Annotated in this window: 16 protein-coding genes; 12 read left to right on the forward strand and 4 right to left on the reverse strand. The window is 65.6% G+C overall.

What is annotated here, in order from left to right; all coding sequences use genetic code 11:
* Window positions 1–7 precede the first annotated feature (7 nt).
* Genes prpB through DSM104440_RS08665 form a run of 4 tightly spaced genes read right to left on the reverse strand, consistent with a single transcriptional unit; the run spans window position 8 to window position 3,876 of the window.
* Window positions 8–883, reverse strand: coding sequence for a methylisocitrate lyase (gene prpB, locus DSM104440_RS08650; protein ID WP_171161681.1), 876 nt, complete (start codon window positions 881–883; stop codon window positions 8–10).
* A complete protein-coding gene (locus DSM104440_RS08655) occupies window positions 880–1,887 on the reverse strand; it encodes an HpcH/HpaI aldolase/citrate lyase family protein (protein ID WP_171161683.1) in 1,008 nt (335 codons plus the stop codon). The genes prpB and DSM104440_RS08655 overlap by 4 nt, the downstream gene beginning before the upstream one ends.
* 25 nt (window positions 1,888–1,912) lie before the next feature.
* Window positions 1,913–3,001, reverse strand: coding sequence for a MaoC family dehydratase (locus tag DSM104440_RS08660; protein ID WP_171161686.1), 1,089 nt, complete (start codon window positions 2,999–3,001; stop codon window positions 1,913–1,915).
* Entirely contained in the window at window positions 2,998–3,876 is an 879-nt protein-coding gene (locus DSM104440_RS08665; protein ID WP_171161688.1) for an HpcH/HpaI aldolase/citrate lyase family protein, read from the reverse strand. The genes DSM104440_RS08660 and DSM104440_RS08665 overlap by 4 nt, the downstream gene beginning before the upstream one ends.
* A 137-nt stretch (window positions 3,877–4,013) precedes the next feature.
* On the opposite strand from DSM104440_RS08665, the gene DSM104440_RS08670 reads away from it, so the two are divergent.
* The 12 genes from DSM104440_RS08670 (at window position 4,014) to lpdA (ending at window position 15,952) form a co-directional block, all read left to right on the forward strand.
* On the forward strand, window positions 4,014–4,751 hold the full coding sequence (locus tag DSM104440_RS08670) for a GntR family transcriptional regulator (protein ID WP_171161690.1): 738 nt from the start codon (window positions 4,014–4,016) through the stop codon (window positions 4,749–4,751).
* 78 nt (window positions 4,752–4,829) lie between these two features.
* Complete coding sequence (sdhC, locus tag DSM104440_RS08675) at window positions 4,830–5,213, forward strand: succinate dehydrogenase, cytochrome b556 subunit (protein WP_171161692.1); 384 nt, start codon at window positions 4,830–4,832, stop codon at window positions 5,211–5,213.
* The gene (gene sdhD, locus DSM104440_RS08680; protein ID WP_171161694.1) at window positions 5,210–5,533 is read left to right on the forward strand and encodes a succinate dehydrogenase, hydrophobic membrane anchor protein; all 324 of its coding nucleotides are present in this window, start codon (window positions 5,210–5,212) and stop codon (window positions 5,531–5,533) included. The genes sdhC and sdhD overlap by 4 nt, the downstream gene beginning before the upstream one ends.
* Entirely contained in the window at window positions 5,534–7,306 is a 1,773-nt protein-coding gene (sdhA, locus tag DSM104440_RS08685; protein ID WP_171161697.1) for a succinate dehydrogenase flavoprotein subunit, read from the forward strand.
* Complete coding sequence (locus DSM104440_RS08690) at window positions 7,306–8,001, forward strand: succinate dehydrogenase iron-sulfur subunit (protein ID WP_171161699.1); 696 nt, start codon at window positions 7,306–7,308, stop codon at window positions 7,999–8,001. The genes sdhA and DSM104440_RS08690 overlap by 1 nt, the downstream gene beginning before the upstream one ends.
* Window positions 8,002–8,009: 8 nt before the next feature.
* A complete protein-coding gene (locus DSM104440_RS08695; protein WP_171165812.1) occupies window positions 8,010–8,252 on the forward strand; it encodes an FAD assembly factor SdhE in 243 nt (80 codons plus the stop codon).
* On the forward strand, window positions 8,252–9,562 hold the full coding sequence (gene gltA, locus DSM104440_RS08700) for a citrate synthase (protein ID WP_171161701.1): 1,311 nt from the start codon (window positions 8,252–8,254) through the stop codon (window positions 9,560–9,562). Before DSM104440_RS08695 ends, gltA begins: the two co-directional genes overlap by 1 nt.
* Before the next feature lie 30 nt (window positions 9,563–9,592).
* A complete protein-coding gene (locus DSM104440_RS08705) occupies window positions 9,593–12,430 on the forward strand; it encodes a 2-oxoglutarate dehydrogenase E1 component (protein WP_171165814.1) in 2,838 nt (945 codons plus the stop codon).
* A 21-nt stretch (window positions 12,431–12,451) separates the two neighbouring features.
* Window positions 12,452–13,687: a 2-oxoglutarate dehydrogenase complex dihydrolipoyllysine-residue succinyltransferase gene (gene odhB / locus DSM104440_RS08710; protein WP_171161703.1), complete on the forward strand. Its 1,236-nt coding sequence runs from the start codon at window positions 12,452–12,454 to the stop codon at window positions 13,685–13,687.
* Between the two features lie 2 nt (window positions 13,688–13,689).
* On the forward strand, window positions 13,690–13,980 hold the full coding sequence (locus DSM104440_RS08715; protein ID WP_171161705.1) for a hypothetical protein: 291 nt from the start codon (window positions 13,690–13,692) through the stop codon (window positions 13,978–13,980).
* A gap of 2 nt (window positions 13,981–13,982) precedes the next feature.
* The gene (locus tag DSM104440_RS08720) at window positions 13,983–14,447 is read left to right on the forward strand and encodes a DUF3592 domain-containing protein (RefSeq protein WP_171161707.1); all 465 of its coding nucleotides are present in this window, start codon (window positions 13,983–13,985) and stop codon (window positions 14,445–14,447) included.
* Window positions 14,448–14,521: 74 nt separating this feature from the next.
* Window positions 14,522–15,952: a dihydrolipoyl dehydrogenase gene (gene lpdA / locus DSM104440_RS08725; protein ID WP_171161709.1), complete on the forward strand. Its 1,431-nt coding sequence runs from the start codon at window positions 14,522–14,524 to the stop codon at window positions 15,950–15,952.
* The last annotated feature ends 87 nt before the right edge of the window (window positions 15,953–16,039 follow it).

Genomic DNA, 16,039 nt, shown 5'->3' on the forward strand with positions numbered 1-16,039 from the left:
AACTCCCTTACTTTTTCTTTGCGAAGAGGGCGTCGAGCTTCTGCTCGAACTCGTGATAGCCGAGGTGCTGGTAGAGCTCCTCGCGCGTCTGCATGGTGTCGACGACGCCTTGCTGCGTGCCGGTCTTGCGCAACGACTCGTACACGTTGAGCGCGGCCTTGTTCATCGCGCGGAAGGCGGAGAGCGGGTAGAGCGCGATGTCCACGCCCGCGCCGCGCAGCTCGTCGAGCGTGAAGAGCGGGGTCTTGCCGAATTCGGTGATGTTCGCGAGGACGGGGACCTTCACCGCGGCGCGAAACTTCGTGTACATCGCCAGGTCCGTGATCGCTTCGGGGAAGATCGCGTCTGCGCCGGCTTCCACGCAGGCCACGGCACGGGCGACAGCCGCTTCGAGGCCCTCGCTCGCGAGCGCATCGGTGCGCGCCATGATGAAGAACGACGAATCGGTGCGCGCATCCACGGCGGCCTTGATGCGGTCGGCCATTTCCTGCGAGCTCACCAGCTCCTTGTTCGGGCGATGGCCGCAGCGCTTGGCACCCACCTGGTCTTCGATATGCATCGCCGCGGCGCCGAACTTGATCAGCGACTTCACGGTACGCGCGACGTTGAAGGCACTTGCGCCGAACCCCGTGTCCACATCGACCATCAGCGGGAGGTCGCAGACGTCGGTGATGCGGCGGATGTCGGTGAGGACGTCATCGAGGTTGGAGATGCCCAGATCCGGGAGGCCGAGCGAGCCCGCGGCAACGCCACCGCCGGAGAGGTAGATCGCCTTGTAGCCGGAGTTCTTGGCGAGGAGCGCGTGGTACGCGTTGATCGCGCCGGGGATCTGCAGCGGTTTTTCCGCCGCGAGTGCTGCCCGGAATTTCTGTCCTGCCGTCATGCTGCCACCGCTTTCTTGGAGAAGAAGGCCTCGTCCGCCTCCTCGGGAATGGAAACGCCGGTGACGCTCGCCTTTTGCAGGAGCGTCCAGAAATAGCGATACGTCGCGCGGTCGTGAAGCTCGCCGTCGTACTGGATCGGACCCCAGTTCACCTTCTGCGCCGCGAGGAGGATCGCCGCGCCGTCGGCCACTTCGCCGAGGTCGGGCTTCATGGCATCGACGATCGCCTGGATCTGCGACGGGTGGATGCTCCACATGCGGAGGAACCCGAACTCGTTGCGCGCCTTCCACGCATCGCGGAAGACGTTGTAGGGGTTCTTGAGATCGAGCGAGACGTTGTGCGCGGGCACGACGCCGTGGGCGAGGGCCGAGGCGACGACTTCCGTCTTGGCGCGCACGATCAGCGCGTGCTCGAACTGGCCAGGGGAGCGCATGTTGGACGCATGCACGGCGCCGTGATGGCCGCTCACGAAATCCATGAGGCCGAAGTCGAGCACCTGGACCGAGGGCAGGGCGGCGATGCGATACGCGTCGTGCAGCGCGCCGTGGGTCTCGACGAGGACGTGCACGGGAATCTCGCGCCCGGCCTTCGTGTCCTTCGCGACCTTCTGGATGTAGCCGATCATTTCCTCGGCCTGCGCGACCGACGTGCACTTCGGGATGGTCACGTACGCGAGCTTCGCACCCGCGCCGCCCACGAGGATGTCCACATCCTTCTTCCAGTGCGGATGCGTGTAGTCGTGGATGCGGGCACCCGCCATCGCGTGCGTGTTCTTCGCCGAGGTGAGCACCGAGACGATCATCTCCGCATGCGCCTGCTCGCGCCCGGCCTCGGCGCCGTCCTCGCAGTCGCAGGTGATGTCGAACACGGGGCCGAGCTTCACCTGGAGCTCGAGCGCCTTGGTGATCAGCTTCTCGCTGCCCGCGAAGTGCTCGCAGGCCGGAATCACCGGGAGGGATTTCTCGCCGGCGAACAGCGCTTCATTGGGGTGTTTCGCTGCCATGGGGGTCTCCGCAGAGTCCGCTATTTTAGGGCTTTTGCCGGCGTGGAATGAGCACGGTGTAGTCGAGGTCCAGTACGACCGACCCGTTCTTTTCACCGGGCGCAATGGCCGGCAGCTGCGCAAGGGTCACGTTCTTCGCGACCAGCATGCGCAGGCGCAGGGCGCCGATGTCGTCGCGGCCGGGCAACGCCATCCGGTCGAGCACCACGTGCCGGCAATACAAGGTGTCGCCCGCGAAGGTGGGGTTCGCATGCGTGCCGCCGTTGATCGCGGCGATCTGGAACGCGTTCTCCAGCCCGTCATGGGAAAGCGCGCGTCCGGTCGAGATCACGTGGCCGCCGTAGATCAGGCGCTTGCCGAACTGGTTGGAGAGCGCCCGGAACGCGTCGAAGTGGATGTGCGACGTGATCTGGTACAGGCGTGTGGCCATCATGTGATCGGATTCTTCGAGCGTCATGCCGCCCGGGTGGTCGATCGTCTCGCCGGCCTTGTAGTCATCCCAGAGCCGCGCGCCACCGGTGGCAACAAGGTCCAGCGCGCCGGGCTTCAGGAATTTGGGCACCGCGAGATCGGCCACAGCCACTTCGCGCGGCAACTCCGGCACGACGGTCGCGGGGGCGGGTGCGGCGGCATTGCGCTTGGACACCATCACCCAGCGGGCGAGGTCGAGCACGACGCGGCCATGCTGGTTCAACGCGCGCGAGGCGACGTACACGACGCCACCCTTGCCGTTGGAGTTCTGCTTGAGGCCGATCACCTGCGTCTGCGATTTCAGCGTATCGCCCACGTACACCGGCTCGTGGAACCGCAGACCCGCATAACCGAGGTTCGCGATCGCGTTGTACGAGATGTCGTTCACCGTCTTGCCGAAGCCCAGGTGGAAGACGAGCAGGTCATCGACGGGGCAGGAGGGATGGCCGAGCGCGCGGGCGACGGGTTCGGCGCAATGCACGGGCTGGCGTGCGCCGGTGAGGCCGATGTAGAGCGCGCAATCGCCGGCGGTGATGGTGCGCGGCGTGGCGTGGCCGAAGCGCTGGCCGACCGCGAAGTCCTCGAAGAAGAATCCGTCGGGCGGACGCGAGCCCGTCGGAACAGGGGTTCCTGCGTCGCTCACTGCCCGGCCTCGAGCTTTTCGATCATGTCCGCGAGGGCGAGCATCCGCTTGGATGCCTTCACGTGATGGCCCTCGACGAGGCGGCCGTTGACGACGACCGTACCGCGGCCCTCGCGATTGGCGTGCTCGAGCGCCTCGATCACTTCATTGGCCGCCGCGAGATCGTGCGCCTTGGGCGTGAAGGCATCGTTGCAATAAGGAAGCTGGAAGGGGTGCACGAGGCTCTTGCCGTCGAACCCGAGGTCGCGCGCGAGGCGGCAGCCGAACTCGAACGCCTGCATGTCCTTGAGGTCGGTGGAGATGCCATCGACCACGGCGCGGTCGTAGGCGCGGCCCGCGAGCAGCACGCGGCCCAGGCTATGCACCACCGCGATGCGATCGGGCGTGCGCCGGCCGTGGAGCTGGTTGAGGAGGTCGGACGTCGCCATCACGATGCAGGCGATGCGATCCGAGGCGGACGCGATTTCTTCGGCGCGCAGCACGGCGATGGGGCTTTCCACCATCACCATGATCGGCAAGTGGCTGCCGCCCGCGGCGTCGAGCGCGGTCAGCGCCGTCTGCACATCGGCCTTCGATTCGATATTGGGAAAGAGGACCGCCTCGGCGCCGCAGCGGGCGACGGCCTTCACGTCGTCGCGGCCCCAGGGCGATTCGAGGTCGTTCACTCGCACGACGACTTCCCGACGGCCGTAACCGCCCGCGAGCACCGCTTCCACGACGTTTTTCCGGGACTGTTCCTTGGCTTCGACGAGGATCGGGTCGCCCAGATCCAGGATCACCGAGTCCACCCGCAGGGTCCGCGCCTTGTTCAGGTAGCGGGGCGCGCAACCGGGGACGTAAAGCATCGAGCGGCGCGGGCGGAAGTAGGGGTTCATGGATCCTAAGTCTTTGAAATCGAAGGGGAAGGAAAAACGGCCTCGATTGCTGCTGTGCAGCATCGTACGCCCCCGAAAGCCCTCCGTCAACGGTCTTATATAAGACATAGGACTGACCGTCCGTGATAGCATTCGGCATGCCTGCGAAGCCCGTTGCGACCCCTTCCTTCAGGCCGCTCTACGAGCAGATCCGCATCCTGCTCACGCAAAGCCTGGTGGCCGGCGAATGGAAGCCGGGAGAGGCGATTCCCTCGGAAACCGACCTCGCCGAGCGCTTCCGCGTGAGCCAGGGCACGGTGCGAAAGGCGATCGACGAGCTCGCGAGCGAGCACATCCTCGTGCGCCGGCAGGGCAAGGGCACCTTCGTCGCTTCGCACAGCGAACCGGCTTACCAATATCGATTCCTGCGCGTGCTTCCGGATTCCGGCGAGAAGCTCACGCCGCAGAACCGTTTCCTTGAAGTGAAGAAGGCCCGCGCGAGCGGGGAGGCGGCGAAGGCGCTCGGCCTCAAGGCGGGCACGCCCACGCTGATCATCAAGCGGCTGATGCTGTTCCAGTCGAAGCCCGTGGTGCTCGACGAGATCGTTCTCGCCGCGAGCACCTGCCCGGGCGCGACCGTCGCGCGGCTCGAATCCTTCCGCGGCTCGATGTACAGCTTCTACGAAACCGTCTACGGGCTGCGCATGATCCGCGCGGAGGAAAGAGTGCGTGCGATCGAGGCCGATACGTTCGCCGCGGAGCAGCTCGCGGTGGCGCGCGGCTCGCCCATCCTCTGCGTGGACCGCATCGCGTACACGTACGGCGACAAGCCGGTCGAGTGGCGCCGCGGCCTGTGCGTGACCTCGGGGTTTTCCTATACCAATGAACTCAGCTGAACTTAACGACGCGGTGCAGCAAAAGCCGCTAAAATCACGCCGTTCTCGCGCGTCGCTCTCCCCCATTTGGATAAGAACATGACGTCCGCGCCCAGGCCGCGACCGAAGTACTACGACCTCAACCTGCTGCACCTCCCTCCGGCGGGGCTCGTCTCGATTTTCCATCGCGTGACCGGAGGCCTGCTGTTCCTGGGCATCCCGGTGCTTCTCTACACGCTGCAGCTCGCGCTTTCTTCCGAGGCGGGCTTCGAGACGGTGAGGGCGTGCCTGACGTCGCCGCTCATGAAGGTCGTCTTGCTGGGCATCACCTGGCTCTACGCACACCATTTCTTCGCGGGTATTCGCTACCTCCTGCTCGATTTCCACATCGGCATCGAGAAGCGTCCTTCAGGCATTTCCGCGCGGGTGGTCCTGGCGCTCGGCGTCATCGCGACGCTGGTCGTCGCCGGGATGATCTGGTGAAGAACTTCCTCTGGGACTGGTTCCTGCAGCGCGCCACCGGCGCGGTGATGGCGATCTACACGCCGATCGTCGTCGTGTGCGTCCTGATGCATCGCCCCGGCACCTTCGCCGACTGGAAGGCGCTGTTCGCCTCCGCCCCGATGCGCGTGGCCACCCTCGTCTTCATGATCGCGCTGCTCTATCACGCGTGGGTCGGCATGCGCGACATCATTCTCGATTACGTGAAGCCCGCCGGCGTGCGCGGCTTCCTCAAGTTCGCGATCGCCATCGCGCTGGTGGCTTACCTCGCCTGGTCCGTGGCGATCCTCTGGGGGCGATAGATGCTCAAGGCTCTTCCGGTTCGCAAGTTCGACGCGGTCATCGTAGGGGCGGGCGGTTCGGGCCTGCGTGCGGCGCTCGAGCTCTCCCACGCCGGCCTCAAGGTTGCGGCTCTTTCGAAAGTGTTCCCGACGCGCTCGCATACGGTGGCGGCGCAAGGCGGCGTCGGCGCGGCACTGGGCAACATGGGCGAGGACAACTGGCACTGGCACATGTACGACACCGTGAAGGGGTCGGACTGGCTGGGCGACCAGGACGCGATCGAGTTCATGTGCAAGATGGCGCCCGAAGTCGTGATCGAGCTCGAGCACTTCGGCATGCCCTTCGACCGCAACGACAACGGCACCATCTACCAGCGCCCGTTCGGCGGCCACTCGCAGAACTTCGGCGAGAAGCCCGTGCAGCGCAGCTGCTGCGCCGCGGACCGCACCGGCCACGCGATGCTCCATGCGCTCTACCAGCGCAACGTGCTCGCGAAGACGCAGTTCTTCGTCGAGTGGATGGCGCTCGACATCATCAAGGACGCCGAGGGCCGCGTGCTCGGCGTCACCGCGATGGAAATGGAAACCGGGGAGATTGTGATCTTCCAGGGCAAGGCCACGCTGTTCGCGACGGGCGGAGCGGGGCGCATCTATGCGTACTCGACCAACGCCTTCATCAATACCGGCGATGGCCTGGGCATGGCCGCGCGCGCGGGCTTCCCGATCGAGGATTCCGAGTTCTGGCAGTTCCACCCGACCGGTGTGGCGGGTGCGGGCGTGCTCATTACCGAGGGCGTGCGCGGCGAAGGCGGCATCCTGCTCAACAAGGATGGCGAGCGCTTCATGGAGCGCTACGCGCCCACGATGAAGGACCTCGCTTCACGCGACGTCGTCTCGCGCGCGATGGCCACCGAAATCAAGGAAGGCCGGGGTGCGGGCGAGCATGCCGACTACATCCTGCTCAAGCTCGACCACCTCGGCCCCGAAGTGATCAACAAGCGCCTGCCCGGCATCCGCGAGATCGCCAAGAAATTCGCGAACGTCGATCCGGTGAAGGAACCCATTCCCGTCGTGCCCACGTGCCATTACCACATGGGCGGCATCCCCACGAACTACCGTGGCGAAGTGGTCGTGCCCAAGGGCGCGGACAAGGCCTCGGTGGTTGCGGGTTTCTACGCCGCGGGCGAGTGCGGCTGCGCCTCGATCCATGGCGCCAATCGCCTGGGGACCAATTCGCTCACCGATCTTCTCGTGATGGGCAAGAGCTCGGGCATGAGCATCATCGAGTTCCTGAAGAGCGATGGCCTCACGCATCCGGAGCTGCCGAAGGATGCCGGCGAGTACTCCGTCGCCCGCGTGGCGAGGCTCGATGCGCAGAAGGACGGCGCCAGCGTCGATGCCACGCGCGCCGAAATCCAACGCACCATGCAGGGGCACTGCGGCGTCTTCCGCTTCCCGGATCTCATGGAGCAGGGTGTCGCGAAGATCCGTGCTCTTGAAGGCAACATCGGGCGCCTCCAGATCACTGACAAGAGCAAGGTGTTCAACACCGCGCGCATCGAAGCCCTCGAGCTCGAGAACCTGTACGAAGTCGCGCGCGCCACGATGGTCTCGGCCGAAGCCCGCAAGGAAACGCGCGGCTCGCACGACCGCGCCGATTTTCACGCGCGCGATGACGTGAACTGGCTCAAGCATTCACTCTGGTACAAGGAAGGCGACCGCCTCGACTACAAGGCCGTGAACCTGAAGCCCCTTTCCGTCGACTCCTTTGCCCCGAAAGCGCGGGTGTACTGATGAAATTCCGCATCCAGCGCTACAACCCGGACAAGGACGAGAAGCCTTACTTCCAGGACTACGACGTGGAGATGGGTCCTGCAGACCGCATGCTCCTCGACGCGCTTGTCCGCATCAAGACGCTCGATGACACGCTGAGCCTGCGCCGCTCCTGCCGCGAAGGCATCTGCGGCTCGGACGCGATGAACATCAACGGCAAGAACGGCCTCGCCTGCATCACGAAGATCGTCGAGCTCACCGAGCCCGTCGTGATCAAGCCGCTGCCGGGCCTGCCCGTGATCCGCGACCTCATCGTGGACATGACGCACTTCTTCGCGCAGTACCACTCGGTGCAGCCGTACCTCGTGAACGACGAGAAGCCGCCCGAGAAGGAGCGCCTGCAGTCGCCCGCGGAGCGCGCCGTGCTCGACGGCCTCTACGAATGCATCCTGTGCGCCTGCTGCTCGACCGCGTGCCCGTCGTTCTGGTGGAACCCGGACAAGTTCGTCGGCCCCGCGGGATTGCTCAACGCCTATCGCTTCATTGCCGACAGCCGCGACCGGGACATGACGCGCCGGCTCGACGACCTGAAGGACCCGTATCGCCTCTTCCGCTGCCACACGATCATGAATTGCGTGGATGTCTGCCCGAAGGGGCTCAACCCCACGCACGCCATCGGACGCATTAAGGAGCTGATGCTGCGCAAGGCGGGGTGAGGGTGGCGATGGACTCCCGCGGGCTCGAAAGGCTCAAGTGGCGCAGCCGCCGGGGACTCCTCGAGCTGGACCTGATTTTCGAGCGCTTCTGGGCCGGCCCGGGGGCGCGTTTGAGTGACGGGCAAGCGGCAGTGCTGGAACGGCTGCTCGCAATGCCCGACAATGACCTGCTCGACCTCATGATGGGGCGGGCGGCCAGCCCCGACCCGGGGGTCCGGGAACTCGTGGGCCTAATGACGGAGCCAGAATAATGGAAGCAAAAGGCAAGGCGACACTCAGCTACGACGACGGCAAGACGCTCGAGTTGCCGGTCTATGGCGGCACGATCGGCCCGGACGTCATCGACATCCGCACCCTCTACGGCAAGACGGGGAAGTTCACGTACGACCCGGGCTTCCTCGCGACCGCCTCGTGCAGCTCGAAGATCACCTACATCGACGGCGATGCCGGCGTGCTCCTCTACCGGGGCTACCCGATCGAGCAGCTCGCGACCCATTGCGACTTCCTCGAGGTCTGCTACCTGCTGCTCAACGGCGAGCTGCCCTCGCCCGAGGAGAAGAAGACCTTCGACTGGACCGTGACGCGCCACACAATGGTGCATGAGCAGTTGGCCCGCCTGTACCAGGGCTTCCGCCGCGACTCGCACCCGATGGCGGTGATGGTCGGCGTGGTCGGCGCGCTCTCGGCCTTCTATCACGACTCGCTCGACATCAATAACCCGGATCACCGCCAGATCTCCGCGTTCCGCCTGATCGCGAAGCTGCCGACGATCGTGGCGATGGCCTACAAATACAACATGGGCCAGCCGTTCATGTACCCCAAGAATTCGCTGGGCTACACGGACAACTTCATGCGGATGATGTTCGGCGTGCCCGCCGAAGAGTACGAGGTGAACCCCGTGCTCTCGCGCGCCCTCGATCGCATCCTGATCCTGCATGCCGACCACGAGCAGAACGCTTCCACCTCGACGGTGCGCCTCGCGGGCTCCTCGGGTGCCAATCCGTTCGCGTGCATCGCCTCGGGCATCGCCTGCCTCTGGGGCCCGGCGCACGGCGGCGCCAACGAAGCCGCGCTGCAGATGCTCATGGATATCCAGAAGGATGGCGGCCTCGAGAAGGTCGGCGAGTTCATCAAGAAGGCGAAGGACAAGAACTCGGGCGTGAAGCTGATGGGCTTCGGCCACCGCGTCTACAAGAACTACGACCCGCGCGCGAAGCTCATGCAGGAAACCACGCGCGAAGTGCTCGCGGCGGTGGGTGCGGAGAACGATCCGCTGCTCAAGCTCGCGATGGCGCTCGAGAAGATCGCGCTGGAAGACGAGTACTTCGTCTCCCGCAAGCTCTACCCGAACGTGGATTTCTATTCGGGAATCGTGCAACGCGCGCTCGGAATTCCGGTCTCCATGTTTACGTGCATCTTCTCGATGGCGCGCACCGTGGGCTGGATCGCGCAGTGGAACGAGATGATCTCGGACCCCGAGCAGAAAATCGGCCGCCCGCGCCAGCTCTACCAGGGTGCAACCAAGCGGGACGTCGTGCCGATCGCGAAGCGCGGCAAGTAACGAATCAGGAACAGTGAGGCTGTCATGGCGATGAAGGACCTTTTCGACACTTCCCACCTCTACGGGTCGAACGCCCCGTTCGTCGAGGAGCTGTATGAGCGCTACCTCGCGGATCCGGCTTCCGTGTCCGATGAATGGCGCGTCCAGTTCGACGGCTGGCAGGCCGCGGGCAACGGGAAGGATGTCGCGCACACGCCGGTGATCGCGGCGTTCGAAACCTACGCCCGCTCGGGCCCGGCGCGCACCGCGCCCGCACCTGTGGCCGGTGGCGACGCGAAATCGCTCAAGGTCCTCCAGTACATTCGCGCGCACCGCGTCATGGGCGCGCGCGAGTCGCAGCTCGATCCCCTGAAGCGCATGGAGCGCGATCCCGTTCCCGAGCTCCAGCTTTCGTTCTACGGCCTGGGCGACGCCGACATGGATCGCGAGTTCTCGCCGGGTTCGTGGCAGGGCACCTCCGGTTCGATGAAGCTGCGCGACATCGTCGCCGCCGTGAAGAAGACCTATTGCGGCACGGTGGGCGTGGAGTACATGTACATCGCCTCCACCGAGCAGAAGCGCTGGCTGCAGAAGCGCTTCGAGGGCACGCTCTCGACGCCGACGCTTTCGGCCGAGGAGAAGCGCTTCATCCTCGAGCGCATCACCTGTTCGGAAACGCTCGAACGTTATCTCCATACGCGCTACGTCGGCCAGAAGCGTTTCTCGGGCGAGGGCGGGGAAAGCATGATCCCGGCGATGGACGTGCTGATCGACGAAGCCGGCGCGCAAGGCGCGAAGGAAATCGTGATCGGCATGGCGCACCGCGGGCGCCTCAACGTGCTCGTGAACAGCCTGGGCAAGGTCCCGGCCGACCTGTTCTCCGAATTCGAAGGCAAGAAGAAGTCCGATCCCACGTCCTCGGGCGACGTGAAGTACCACCAGGGCTTCTCCTCGGACATCCAGACGCCGGGCGGCACGGTTCACCTCACGCTCGCGTTCAACCCCTCGCACCTCGAGATCGTGAACCCGGTCGTTGAAGGCTCCGTGCGCGCGCGCCAGCATCGCCGCGGCGACCACACCGGCGACCAGGTCCTGCCGCTGCTGATCCACGGGGACGCCGCGTTCGCAGGCCAGGGTGTCGTGATGGAAACGATGGCGCTGTCGCAGACGCGCGGCTACAAGACCGGCGGCACGGTGCACATCATCATCAACAACCAGATCGGCTTCACCACGTCGGACACGCGCGATGCGCGCTCGTCGCTCTATTGCACCGACGTCGCGAAGATGATCGAGGCGCCGGTGTTCCACGTGAACGGCGACGACCCCGAAGCGGTCGTGATGGTCGCGAAGATCGCGCTCGACTACCGCATGAAGTTCCACAAGGACGTGGTGATCGACCTCGTCTGCTTCCGCCGCCTGGGCCACAACGAGCAGGACGAACCGTTCGTCACCCAGCCGCTGATGTACAAGAAGATCGCGCAGCACCCGGGTACGCGCAAGCTCTACGCGGAGAAGCTCGAGAAGGAAGGCGTGATCGCCGCCGGTTTTGCCGACGAGCTCGTGACGAGCATTCGCGCGGCCCTCGATGCCGGCAAGCCCATCAACGCCAAGATCCGCTATGGCCTGAAGCCCGCGCTCGCCGTGGACTGGGCGCCGTACATCGGCGTGGATTGGCGCCATCCGGCGAAGACGGAGCTGTCGATTGCCGAACTGAAGGCGCTCGCCAAGCGCCTCACCGATCTGCCCGCGAACTTCAAGGTCCACCCGACGGTCGAGCGCATGCTCGCCGGCCGCCGCGACATGGGCGAGGGCAAGATCCCGCTCGACTGGGGCATGGCCGAGAACCTCGCCTACGCCTCGCTCGTCGACGAAGGCCACCCCGTGCGTCTCTCGGGCCAGGACTGCGGCCGCGGCACCTTCGCGCATCGCCACGCGGTGCTGCACGACCAGAACCGCGAGAAGTGGGATTCAGGCACCTACGTCCCGCTCCAGAACATCCGCGACGGCCAGGCGAATTTCGTCGTGATCGATTCGCTGCTGTCCGAAGAGGCGGTGCTCGGTTTCGAGTACGGCTATTCCACCGCGCAGCCTTTCGAGCTCGTGATCTGGGAAGCGCAGTTCGGCGACTTCGTGAACGGCGCGCAGGTCGTGATCGACCAGTTCATCGCGTCGGGTGAAGCGAAGTGGCAGCGCATGTGCGGCCTCACGCTGTTCCTGCCGCACGGCTACGAGGGCCAGGGGCCGGAGCACTCCTCCGCGCGCCTCGAGCGCTTCCTGCAGCTGTGCGCCGAGCACAACATCCAGGTCTGCGTGCCGACGACGGCCGCGCAGTTCTTCCACATGATCCGCCGCCAGACGATCCGCCCGATGAGGAAGCCGCTCATCGTGATGACCCCGAAGAGCCTCCTGCGCAAGAAGGAAGCCGCCTCGCCGCTCGAGGATTTCTCGAACGCGGGCTTCCAGGTGATCATCCCCGAGAGCGCGAAGCTGCAGGCGAAGAAGGTGCGCCGCGTGGTCTTCTGTTCCGGCAAGGTCTACTACGACATCGCCGCCGAGCGCGACAAGCGCGCGATCGACGACATCGCGATCGTCCGCATCGAGCAGCTCTATCCGTTCCCGCACGAGGAGTTCGCCGCGCAGATCGCGATGTACCCGAATGCGAAGAGCGTGGTGTGGGCGCAGGAAGAGCCCGGCAACCAGGGCGCGTGGCACAGCATCCAGCATTACCTGCACCGCCACATGCGCCCCGAGCAGAACCTCGCGTACGCGGGCCGCGATTCATCGGCCTCGCCCGCGGTGGGCTACCTCGCGCTTCACGCCGAGCAGCAGAAGGCGCTCGTCGAAGCCGCGCTGTCGCCGGAAACCTCCACGAAGCAGGCCGCGGCCTGACGCCCCGATAAAGGAATCCCCATGCAAGTCGAAGTCAAGGTCCCGCAGCTTTCCGAATCCGTGTCCGAGGCGACGCTGGTCGCCTGGCACAAGAAGATCGGCGAAGCGGTCAAGCGCGACGAGAATCTCATCGACATCGAGACCGACAAGGTCGTGCTCGAGCTGCCGGCCCCCGCCGACGGCGTGCTCACGAAGATCATCAAGGCCGACGGTGGAACCGTGGGCAGCGGTGAAGTGATCGCGGTGATCGACACGGAAGCGAAGGCGAGTGTGGCCGCCGCTCCTGCCGCTGCGCCTGCGAAGGCCGCGGCACCTGCACCTGCACCGGCCCCCGCGGCGCCCGCGCCCGTGGCTGCCGCCGCACCGGCCGGCAAGTCCGCATCGCCATCGGCCGCGAAGATCGCCGCGGAGAAGGGCATCGACACGGCATCCGTGCCCGGCTCCGGCCGCGACGGTCGCGTGACGAAGGGCGACGTGCTCACCGCCGGCTCCGCGCCCGCACCGACGCCTGCCGCCGCGAAGCCCGCATCCATCCCGGTTCAAATGCCCTCGGGCTCGCGTACCGAGCAGCGCGTGCCGATGTCGCGCCTGCGCGCGCGCATCGCCGAGCGCCTCGTGCAGTCGCAATCGACCGCCGCCATCCTCACGACGTTCAACGAAGTGAACATGGCGCCGGTGATCGATCTGCGCACGCGCTACAAGGACAAGTTCGAGAAGGAGCACGGCGTGAAGCTGGGCTTCATGTCGTTCTTCGTGAAAGCCGCGGTCCACGCCCTGAAGAAGTACCCGGTCGTGAACGCCTCGGTGGACGGCAACGACATCGTCTACCACGGCTACTTCGACATCGGCATCGCCGTGGGTACGGAACGCGGCCTCGTGGTGCCGATCCTGCGCGACGCCGACCAGCTCTCCATCGCGCAGATCGAACAGTCGATCGCCGACTTCGGCAAGCGCGCGAAGGAAGGCAAGCTCGCGATCGAGGAGCTCACCGGCGGTACGTTCTCCATCACCAACGGCGGCGTGTTCGGCTCGATGTTCTCGACCCCGATCATCAATCCGCCGCAAAGCGCGATCCTCGGCGTGCACGCGACGAAAGACCGCGCCGTGGTCGAAAACGGCCAGGTCGTCGTGCGCCCCATGAACTACCTCGCGCTCTCGTACGACCATCGCATCATCGACGGCCGCGAGGCGGTGCTGTCGCTGGTCGCGATGAAGGAAGCGCTCGAGGATCCCGCCCGCTTGATCCTCGACGTCTGAGGATGGCCCGCAAGAAGAAGCTCACGCCCGCCGTCATCGCACGGCGGGTTTTCTTTTTCATCGCCGGCTCGCTGCTCGTGGGCTTCCTCGCGGTGTTCCTCGAGGCCGGCCTCGGGATGTACTTGCCGCGCCATTTCTCGGTGTCCATCGCAGTGGGCGTGGCGGTCGCCGTGACGTTCTGGCTCCTGGGATTCCTGAAGCATCCCCCCCTGTTCCTGAAGAACGTGCATCCGCTCGCCGCGGGCCTGTGCGCAGGGCTCGGCGTGCACATCGCACGCTTCTGGCTGCGCTAGGCATGGGCGCGTCGCGCGAATCCAGGCGCCCGCTCGGGGTCACGGTGGCCGGAGTCGCCGCGGTGATCTTCGTCGCCTGCGCCTACAAGCTCGCCGTCATCAGCGCCGATCTCATCGAGATGCGCGACTGGGTGCCCACGAGCGCGCTGGTCCAGAACCTCGATCCGACCCCGGGCCTGATGGCCGGTTCGCTGCACATCGCCTACGTCTACACGAACGGCCAGCGCACCTGCAAAGGCAGCCGGGTCAACGTCATGGAGAACGCCGGCGCCAGCGATGGCGACCGGTTCCGCGTGGCCTTCACGCAAGGCAAGGCGATCACGATCTGGGTCGATCCCGATGAGAAGTGCCGGGCCGTCATCGACCGCGACGTGCCGTGGCTCGCCGTGATCCTGCTGGCGGCCGGTATTGCCGTCACGGCCGGGGCGGTCCTCTCCATCCGCAAGCGCGGATGGAAGCTCATGTGACGGGCGGCGGCGCCGTTTTCTGGCACGATTCAACGAAGCAAACCCGTTTTCCAGCCTCTACGGATACCTGAACCATGTCGCAAGCTTTCGACGTTGTCGTGATCGGTGCCGGCCCCGGCGGGTACATCGCCGCCGTGCGCGCCGCCCAGCTCGGATTCAAGACCGCCTGCATCGAGGGCTGGAAGAACCCCAAGGACGAGCTCGCCCTGGGCGGAACCTGCCTCAACGTGGGCTGCATTCCCTCGAAGGCGCTGCTCGCCTCCTCGGAGAAGTTCGAGGAAGTGGGGCACCACCTGGACGAACACGGCATCGCGGTGAGCGGCGTGAAGGTCGACCTCGCGAAGATGCAGGCGCGCAAGGAAACGATCGTCACCAAGATGACCAAGGGGATCGAGTTCCTTTTCAAGAAGAACAAGGTCACGTGGCTGCAGGGCTTCGGCAAGATCGTCAGTGCCGGCGACCCGAACACCATCGAGGTGGCGGGCGCGGGCGGGAAGAAGGAATCGGTCACGGCCAAGTACGTGATCATCGCCACCGGCTCCAAGGCACGGCACCTGCCCGGCGTCACGGTGGACAACACCACGATCTGCGACAACGAAGGCGCGCTCGCCTTCGGTGCGGTTCCCAAGAAGCTCGGCATCATCGGTGCTGGCGTCATTGGACTCGAGCTCGGCAGCGTCTGGCGCCGCCTCGGCTCCGAAGTCACGATCCTCGAGGCGCTCCCGGCGTTCCTGGGCGCGGCCGACGAGGCGATCGCCAAGGAAGCGTGGAAGGTCTTCACCAAGCAGGGGCTCGCGATCAAGCTCGGCGTGAAGATCGACAAGGTCACCACGCGCAAGACCGGCGTCCTGGTCGACTACACCGACGACAAGGGCCTCGCGCAGAAGCTCGAGTGCGACAAGCTCATCGTCTCCGTGGGCCGCGTGCCCAACACCGATGGCCTCATCGGCCCCGGCGTGAGCCTCAAGCTCGACGACCGCGGCTTTGTCGCCGTGGATGACCACTGCCGCACGAACCTCGCCAACGTCTTTGCGATCGGTGACGTCGTGCGCGGCCCGATGCTCGCGCACAAGGCCGAGGACGAAGGCGTGCTGGTCGCCGAGATCATCGCCGGCCAGAAGTCGCACCTCGACTACGGCTCGATTCCCTGGATCATCTACACCTCGCCCGAGATCGCCTGGGCGGGCAAGACCGAACAGCAGTGCAAGGCCGCGGGCATCGCGGTGCGCACCGGGCAGTTCCCGTTCTCGATCAACGGCCGCGCGCTCGGCACCGGGCAGACCGCGGGCTTCGTGAAGATCGTGGCCGATGCCGCGACCGACCGCGTGCTCGGCATGCACATCATCCACGCGCACGCCTCCGACCTCATCCAGGAAGGCGTGACGACGATGGAATTCCACGGCGCGTCCGAGGACATCGCGCGCATCACCCATGGCCACCCGACGCTCTCCGAGGTCGTGCGCGAAGCCGCGCTGGCGCTGGATAAGCGCTCGCTGAATAGTTAAAGAAAAGCGGGAACCACAGATGAACACAGATGAACACAGATAAGGGCGAAAGGCGGATCGGGAGTCGCGGGCAGAGCGGTATTCGTG

The organism is Usitatibacter palustris (assembly GCF_013003985.1).
In the GTDB taxonomy this organism is placed as follows: Bacteria; Pseudomonadota; Gammaproteobacteria; order Burkholderiales; family Usitatibacteraceae; genus Usitatibacter; species Usitatibacter palustris.

What these genes read in the sequence shown, in the direction of transcription:
- prpB (WP_171161681.1), bottom strand. Translation starts at nt 883, where the DNA reads ATGACGGCAGGACAGAAATTCCGGGCAGCACTCGCGGCGGAAAAACCG.
- DSM104440_RS08655 (WP_171161683.1), bottom strand. Translation starts at nt 1,887, where the DNA reads ATGGCAGCGAAACACCCCAATGAAGCGCTGTTCGCCGGCGAGAAATCC.
- DSM104440_RS08665 (WP_171161688.1), bottom strand. Translation starts at nt 3,876, where the DNA reads ATGAACCCCTACTTCCGCCCGCGCCGCTCGATGCTTTACGTCCCCGGT.
- DSM104440_RS08670 (WP_171161690.1), top strand. Translation starts at nt 4,014, where the DNA reads ATGCCTGCGAAGCCCGTTGCGACCCCTTCCTTCAGGCCGCTCTACGAG.
- sdhC (WP_171161692.1), top strand. Translation starts at nt 4,830, where the DNA reads ATGACGTCCGCGCCCAGGCCGCGACCGAAGTACTACGACCTCAACCTG.
- sdhA (WP_171161697.1), top strand. Translation starts at nt 5,534, where the DNA reads ATGCTCAAGGCTCTTCCGGTTCGCAAGTTCGACGCGGTCATCGTAGGG.
- DSM104440_RS08690 (WP_171161699.1), top strand. Translation starts at nt 7,306, where the DNA reads ATGAAATTCCGCATCCAGCGCTACAACCCGGACAAGGACGAGAAGCCT.
- DSM104440_RS08695 (WP_171165812.1), top strand. Translation starts at nt 8,010, where the DNA reads ATGGACTCCCGCGGGCTCGAAAGGCTCAAGTGGCGCAGCCGCCGGGGA.
- gltA (WP_171161701.1), top strand. Translation starts at nt 8,252, where the DNA reads ATGGAAGCAAAAGGCAAGGCGACACTCAGCTACGACGACGGCAAGACG.
- DSM104440_RS08705 (WP_171165814.1), top strand. Translation starts at nt 9,593, where the DNA reads ATGAAGGACCTTTTCGACACTTCCCACCTCTACGGGTCGAACGCCCCG.
- odhB (WP_171161703.1), top strand. Translation starts at nt 12,452, where the DNA reads ATGCAAGTCGAAGTCAAGGTCCCGCAGCTTTCCGAATCCGTGTCCGAG.
- DSM104440_RS08715 (WP_171161705.1), top strand. Translation starts at nt 13,690, where the DNA reads ATGGCCCGCAAGAAGAAGCTCACGCCCGCCGTCATCGCACGGCGGGTT.
- DSM104440_RS08720 (WP_171161707.1), top strand. Translation starts at nt 13,983, where the DNA reads ATGGGCGCGTCGCGCGAATCCAGGCGCCCGCTCGGGGTCACGGTGGCC.
- lpdA (WP_171161709.1), top strand. Translation starts at nt 14,522, where the DNA reads ATGTCGCAAGCTTTCGACGTTGTCGTGATCGGTGCCGGCCCCGGCGGG.